Origin of the sequence: Bacillus sp. JJ1127, from assembly GCF_036965845.1 — a bacterium.
Lineage (GTDB): Bacteria > Bacillota > Bacilli > Bacillales > Bacillaceae_G > Bacillus_A.
This window is the reverse complement of sequence record NZ_JBALQK010000150.1, coordinates 439-7175: the sequence shown is the minus strand read 5'-3', so window position 1 is coordinate 7175 and position 6737 is coordinate 439. Positions and strand designations below refer to the sequence as shown.

At 44.1% G+C, this 6737-nt stretch carries 4 protein-coding genes; 3 read left to right on the top strand and 1 reads right to left on the bottom strand.

The annotated features are described in order from the left end of the window. Positions 1–239 precede the first annotated feature (239 nt). The 3 genes from V7183_RS15610 to V7183_RS15600 all read left to right on the top strand — a co-directional run bounded on the left by V7183_RS15610 (position 240) and on the right by V7183_RS15600 (position 6408). The gene (locus tag V7183_RS15610) at positions 240–2756 is read left to right on the top strand and encodes a GH39 family glycosyl hydrolase (RefSeq protein ID WP_335360110.1); all 2517 of its coding nucleotides are present in this window, start codon (positions 240–242) and stop codon (positions 2754–2756) included. A 220-nt stretch (positions 2757–2976) separates the two neighbouring features. Then, positions 2977–5256: a glycoside hydrolase family 3 protein gene (locus V7183_RS15605; RefSeq protein WP_335360109.1), complete on the top strand. Its 2280-nt coding sequence runs from the start codon at positions 2977–2979 to the stop codon at positions 5254–5256. Between the two features lie 45 nt (positions 5257–5301). After that, positions 5302–6408: an alpha/beta hydrolase gene (locus V7183_RS15600; protein WP_335360108.1), complete on the top strand. Its 1107-nt coding sequence runs from the start codon at positions 5302–5304 to the stop codon at positions 6406–6408. 83 nt (positions 6409–6491) lie between these two features. On the opposite strand, the gene V7183_RS15595 is transcribed toward V7183_RS15600, so the two are convergent. Further along, the coding region (locus V7183_RS15595; RefSeq protein WP_438825175.1) for a DedA family protein at positions 6492–6737 on the bottom strand (246 nt) is incomplete at its 5' end.

Genomic DNA, 6737 nt, shown 5'->3' with positions numbered 1-6737 from the left:
ATAGAAGCGGTCAGTGCCTTCTTCTGCCACATGCGAAGTAAAAATAGAAAGAACAAACGCGTGTAGGTTACTTTTTATTCTGCACCGCAGGGAGTTAGATGTCGAAAAATTAAAATGGATTTATATAAAAACGGATATACCCAATAAATCTATCATTGTTGTAATTTTAGTGGAATTACACTACAAGTCAGAGCCAGATGAAAAAGAAACTACCATTCTAGGAAACGGGGGAGAAGTTCATGCGAAATGCCGTATACGAGTTGGTTGAGACGAACGACAGTCTGCCCTTCGATGTTTCACTGAACAGTGTGAACTATGTACCGAGTCATTGGCATAACAGCGTAGAAATTATTTTTGTGCTGCGCGGTACGGTGGAGGTTAGACTACATCATGAGAAACGGACGCTTTCTGAAGGGGACGTGCTGCTAATCAACCAATGTCATGTGCATGAGGTGATCGGCCTTGATCGGAACATTATCGCAACGTTTCTTATCCCTTTTAGTTATTTGAAGGAAAAAATGGCAAGGGCGGATGAGATTAGTTTCAATTGTTATTCGGGGGAGACGGATAAGGAGCGGCGTCATGCTTTAGACGAGATTCGTCGTTTACTGGCCGAGATGGTGCAGCTAACGTATCAAAAAGGTGACGCATATGAGATTGACATGCAAATTCGAATGTTAGAAGTGCTCTCTATTCTTCTGAAACAATTTAAGGTTTCGGCATCCGCAGGAGTTATGAACGAGAAATATATGGAGCGTATGCTTCGTATCATTACCTACATTGACGACCATTATAAAGAACCGATTACGCTACAGGCAATTGCTGAGCGTGAATTTTTGTCCGTTCCGTATTTGTCTAAGTTTTTCAGTGATAACATCGGCCTTAATTTTCAATCTTATTTGACGAGCATTCGTTTGAAACATACGGTGGAGGAACTGCTCCACAATGGGGAGACGCCTATTGCTGATATTGCGCTGAAGCACGGTTTTCCGAACGCCAAGTCATTTTATACTGCCTTTAAAACAAGGTATAACGTAACGCCAAACGAGTACCGGAAGCATTTTCGTCCAGACCTTGGCAAGAAGAAAGAACGGGCATCTTCCAATTATTTGACGTTTAATCAATCCAGTGCGCTCGGAATCATTAGCCAATATTTACAGAGAAGTCCTTCGCCGCAGGCAGAAGAGATTACGGCGCTGGACACGGAGGCATATCAGGTCAACGTATCCACTCAAAGCAGTCCAATCAGGCATACATGGAAAAATTTAATAACGATTGGAAAAGCAAAAGAAGGATTGCATGCGGACATGCAGCGGCAACTCAAACTAGTTCAGGAGCGCTACCCATTTCGCTATTTACGGTTTCATGGCATATTTGATGACTCCATGATGGTGTACACAGAGGATAAGGCAGGCCAGCCGACATACAATTTCAGATTGGTCGATGAGCTATTCGATTTTCTCCTTTCAGTTAGACTTAAGCCGTTTATTGAGCTTGGATTTATGCCCTCTGCTTTGGCAGCGGATTCGGATAAAGCCATTTTTTATGTAAAGAGCTATATCAGTCCGCCGAAGTCTATAGATAAATGGTGTGAGCTTGTCGATCGTTTTTTACGCCACTGCATGAATCGTTACGGCAAGGAAGAGATAGAATCTTGGAAATTCGAATTTTGGAACGAACCGGAGTTGAAGGCATTTTGGCCGGGAACGATGGAGGAGTACATGGAGTTGTACGCTCGCACCTATGAAACGGTAAAACGTATATCACCTCGTCTTCAAATCGGGGCTCCGGGCAGAATCATTACGCTTGATGAGGGGAAATTTTATGATGAGTTTTTCGCTTTTTGTCGTGAGCGGCAGTGCTTACCGGATTTTATTCCGCTTCATTTTTACCCGCATGAAAGGCTGAATAACTTGGAGCAGATGGAGCAATTCAAGCAATTGGAGTCGCTTCAGAAACTGATTGAGGAGTTCGGAGGTGTGTCTCCAAATCCAGATTTTTTAAAGGATCGGCTTGCAAACGAGAAAAGATTGCTTGAGAAATATGAGATGTCCGGGGCCAATCTGTATTTGACAGAGTGGAATTCGACTTCGTATCACCGCGAGTTAACGAATGATACGTTATACAAGGCTGCTTATATCGTCAAAAATATTATCGATAATTTGGACAGCATTGAAGGCTTCGGTTACTGGGTGCTAAGCGATAACATTGAAGAAACGGCCGCTTCGCCAGACTTGTTTCATGGGGGACTCGGTTTGCTTGCTCAATATGGCATACCCAAAGCTGGTATGATTGCCTATGAATTGTTGGCGAAATTGGGTGATCGCCTCATTGAGCGTGGTGATCGTTACATCGTTACATCTGGCCGGGGCGGTTATCAAGTGCTGACTTTTAATTATTGTCATTTCGATGATTTGTACGCGCTCGGCGATATTTCCTTTATCGATTCGGTTAACCGGTATAACGGTTTCAAAGATGTGAAGACTGTCAAGTTAGAGCTGGAGCTTACGGGTTTACCGAGCGGCAAGTATCGGATCGTTACTCGCACGATTGGCCGAAAGCACGGAAGTAGTTATGACCGCTGGGTGGAGATGGGAGCACCGAAATCGCTCTGTTCTGAAGAGGTGGAATACTTGAAAGCGGGCGCTCGGCCGCGTATGACTAGTCAGTATGTTGAAGTGGATGATAGCCAAACTTGTATTTCCATTTTGGAGCCGCACGGTGCCCAGTTGATTGAGCTCATTCCTGTTTGGTGACGAATTGGGTTAAAATTTAACCTGTTTTAATTAAATGACTCAGGTTGTTTCTGTAAAAAGATTAAATATTGCAATAAAAGTCGATAAACCGCTGTCTTTTCGAGGACGAGCGGTTTTTTTATAATTAAAATGTAAACGTTTTCTAAGATTTATATATGATTTATATGCTCGCTTCATAGCATGAATAACGATTTAATTTTAAGAAATGGAGGGTTCTTCTATGTCAACTAAAGAGAAAAATGCAGGTCAGCCGTTGATTGAATACGTCCGTAATGAAGAAGGGCCTCTACTAGGCTATTCCGCTTTATCTAGTGTTCGCATCATTGAGCAGGACGGTTCGTTTTTTAAAAACTTAAGTAAGGATGGGGTCTTGAAGCCGTATGAAGATTGGAGATTACCAGCCGAGGAACGGGCGAAAGATCTTGCCACGCGGATGTCCATCGAGGAGATTGCAGGATTGATGTTATACAGTCGGCATCAAGCAATTCCAGCTGCGAGCGACAGTTGGTTCCCAGGAACTTACGGCGGAAAGTCTTACGAAGGGAGCGGAGCTAAGCCATGGGATTTGACGGATGAGCAAATCGCATTTTTGACCGAAGATCATCTTCGCCATGTTCTCATAACAACGGTTGAAAATCCAGCAACAGCTGCGCGCTGGAACAACAAGCTGCAAGCTGTTGCGGAAGGAACAAGTTTAGGCATTCCGGCGAACAATAGCTCGGATCCGCGTCACGGTTCCGATGCCAGCTCCGAATTTAACGTCGGCGCAGGAACAGCTTCTCGGGTATCATTCTGGCCGGAAACGCTTGGTCTTGCCGCTACATTCGATCCTGAAGTAACGCGTAAATTCGGAGAAGTTGCCTCGAAAGAATACAGGGCGCTTGGCATGACAACAGCATTGTCGCCGCAAATCGATATCGCGACTGACCCGCGCTGGTTCCGCTTCAGCGGTACGTTCGGCGAGGACTCGCTTCTGTCTACAGATATGGCTCGCGCTTATGTGGACGGTTTCCAAACATCAGAAGGTGAGAAGGAACTAGAAGATGGTTGGGGATTGGATAGTGTGAATGCGATGGTGAAGCATTGGCCTGGAGGAGGAAGCGGTGAGGGCGGCAGAGACGCGCATTTTGGTTGCGGAAAGTATGCCGTTTATCCAGGAAACAATTTCGAAGAGCACTTGAAGCCGTTCGTCGACGGGGCTTTTCAGCTGGAAGGCAAGACGAGTAAGGCTTCGGCAGTTATGCCATATTACACGATTTCATTCGATCAAGATCAAGTAAACGGTGAGAACGTCGGTAACTCTTATAATTCTTATTTAATTACCGATTTACTACGCGAGCAATATGGTTATGAAGGTGTTGTTTGTACAGATTGGTTGATTACTGCTGATGAGCATGGCAGTAAAGATACGTTTTTGACAGGGAAGTCATGGGGCGTTGAACATTTGAGCGTTGCGGAACGTCACTATAAGCTATTGATGGCTGGCGTGGATCAGTTTGGAGGGAATAACGAAGTTGGGCCTGTTCTAGAAGCTTACCAATTAGGTGTATCTGAACACGGAGAAGCTTATATGAGAAAACGGTTCGAACAATCAGCGGTTCGTCTGCTTCTAAATATGTTTAAGCTTGGTCTTTTCGAAAATCCTTATCTCTGGTCTGAGGAAAGTAAAAAAATCGTCTGTAATCCAGATTTCTTGAAGGCAGGCTATGAAGCTCAGCTGAAGTCAATCGTCCTTTTGAAAAACAAGGGGCAGACGCTGCCGATGCAAGCAAAAAGCAAAGTATACATTCCGAAGCGGTATTTGCCGGAGGGAAAAGACTGGTTTGGTATGCCAACGCCGGAGAAACCAGAGCATCCAGTCGATCTTGACGTTGTAGCCCAATATTTCGATATCACCAATGATCCAGATGAAGCGGATTTCGGGCTTGTGTTTATTCAAAGTCCAAAGTCAGGCGCGGGATACAGTCAGGAAGATGCCGATAATGGCGGCAACGGTTATGTGCCGATTAGCCTTCAATACAAACCGTATACAGCCGAGCATGCTCGCGAACGGAGCATTGCTGGCGACCCTAGGGAAACCGATATATTGAACCGTTCCTATAAAGATAAAACAGTTACAACACACAATTCGCACGACTTAGACATGGTGCTTGAAACGAAAGAAATGATGAAAGAAAAGCCGGTTGTCGTATCGATTTTGCTATCGAATCCAATGGTTGTCGCAGAGTTCGAGGCGGAAGTTGATGCCATCGTAGTGAACTTTGGCGTTCAGGATCAGGCGATTATGGACGTTCTGTCAGGGGGGTACGAGCCATCAGGCCTATTGCCGATGCAAATGCCGGCGAACATGAGAACAGTTGAGGAACAGCTGGAAGACGTCGCACATGATATGGAATGCCACGTTGATTCTGAGGGCCATGTATATGACTTCTCCTTTGGACTCAATTGGAATGGTGTAATTGATGATTCTCGCACGGCGAAATACCGAAGAACTCGGTAGCCAAGTTTTCCGAAATACAAATGACCAAAAAAGGAGACGGTAATGATGAGTAATACAACTTCTTACGTGAATCTAGTTTCTAAACTGAGTGAGGAAGTGCAAGCTGTCAAAAAAAGAGGATTCGATTTTATTGCGAAACCGATTCCTGATTCTGATGCGACCTGCGAATTAGATCCTCGGGTTCTCCAAGTGACTTTACAAACGGCAGAAAAAATGGCTGCGATGACAAATCAGCCATTTGATCCTTCAGATACTATGGGGTTTGTTACGGGAATGCGAGCTATGTTTGGTTGGAAGAATGACGACGTTACGAAGAGTAAAGTCGAAACCACTTATAAAACAATCGATGGAACAAATGGACCGATTCCTCTGCGGATCTATACGCCTTCTAACGAAGGAGTTCTGCCTGCTGTTGTCTTCATTCACGGCGGAGGATTCATAGCCGGAAGTGTTGATGTCGTGGAAAATCCGTGTAAAGCATTGGCAGAAAAGGCAGGTGCCGTTGTTATTTCTGTTGATTACCGTTTAGCGCCTGAACATCCATATCCAGCAGGGCTGACAGATTGTTTCGAATCCATAACATGGGTGTATGAGCATGCTGAAGAAATTCGTGTGAATCCACAGCAAATTGCCGTATCTGGAGACAGTGCAGGTGGTAATTTAGCTACAGTATGCACACTGATGGATATTGAAAAGGGAACGGAGATGATTAAGCTTCAAGCGCTTATTTATCCGACAGTGAATATGGCTGGCGTCCAAACCGAAGATTTCAACTGGAGTCTCGACCAGTATGAGATTCGTAACCATGCAGAGATAATCACTCCAATGATTTCAGCGATGGGTGAAAGTGGAGAGTTACTTTTCCAACTCTATTTGCAAAATAATGCGGAAATTACAGATCCTCATGTTTCTCCGCTGCTGTCAAATCAGTTAAGCAGCATGCCGCCGACGCTAATTGCAACTGCTGAATTTGATTATTTAAAAGTAGAATGCGAAGCTTACGCGGCAAAGCTTGCTCGCAGCGGCGTGCCTACGAAGCTTATTCAGTACAATGGTACAGACCATGCGTTTATGGATAAAATTGGTTTGTATCCGCAAGCGGAAGATTTAATGAATGAAATTGCGAAAGAGGTTAAGAGAGTATTTGCTTAATTTTAAGGAGCTTGTTCAATTTGAACAAGCTCCATTGTATTAACTCTAACTATTTTTAACTTTTGAACGAAATAAATTTCGTATTAACTTATATTTTGTACAAACATACACTTTAATTTTTTCCGAAAACGAATACCTAACGTAATGGCTATAATGACAATCACTCCGAAGATAATTTTCCCAATGTGCGATCCAAGCACTTCAAATATGTCATGTAAGTTTCCTCCTAACCAATAGCCACCGATTAAGAAGAAAGATACCCAGAATAGAGCACCGGGGTAGATTGTTATGGAAAAGCGACGGAACGGTAAATTAATAATCCCTGCAAA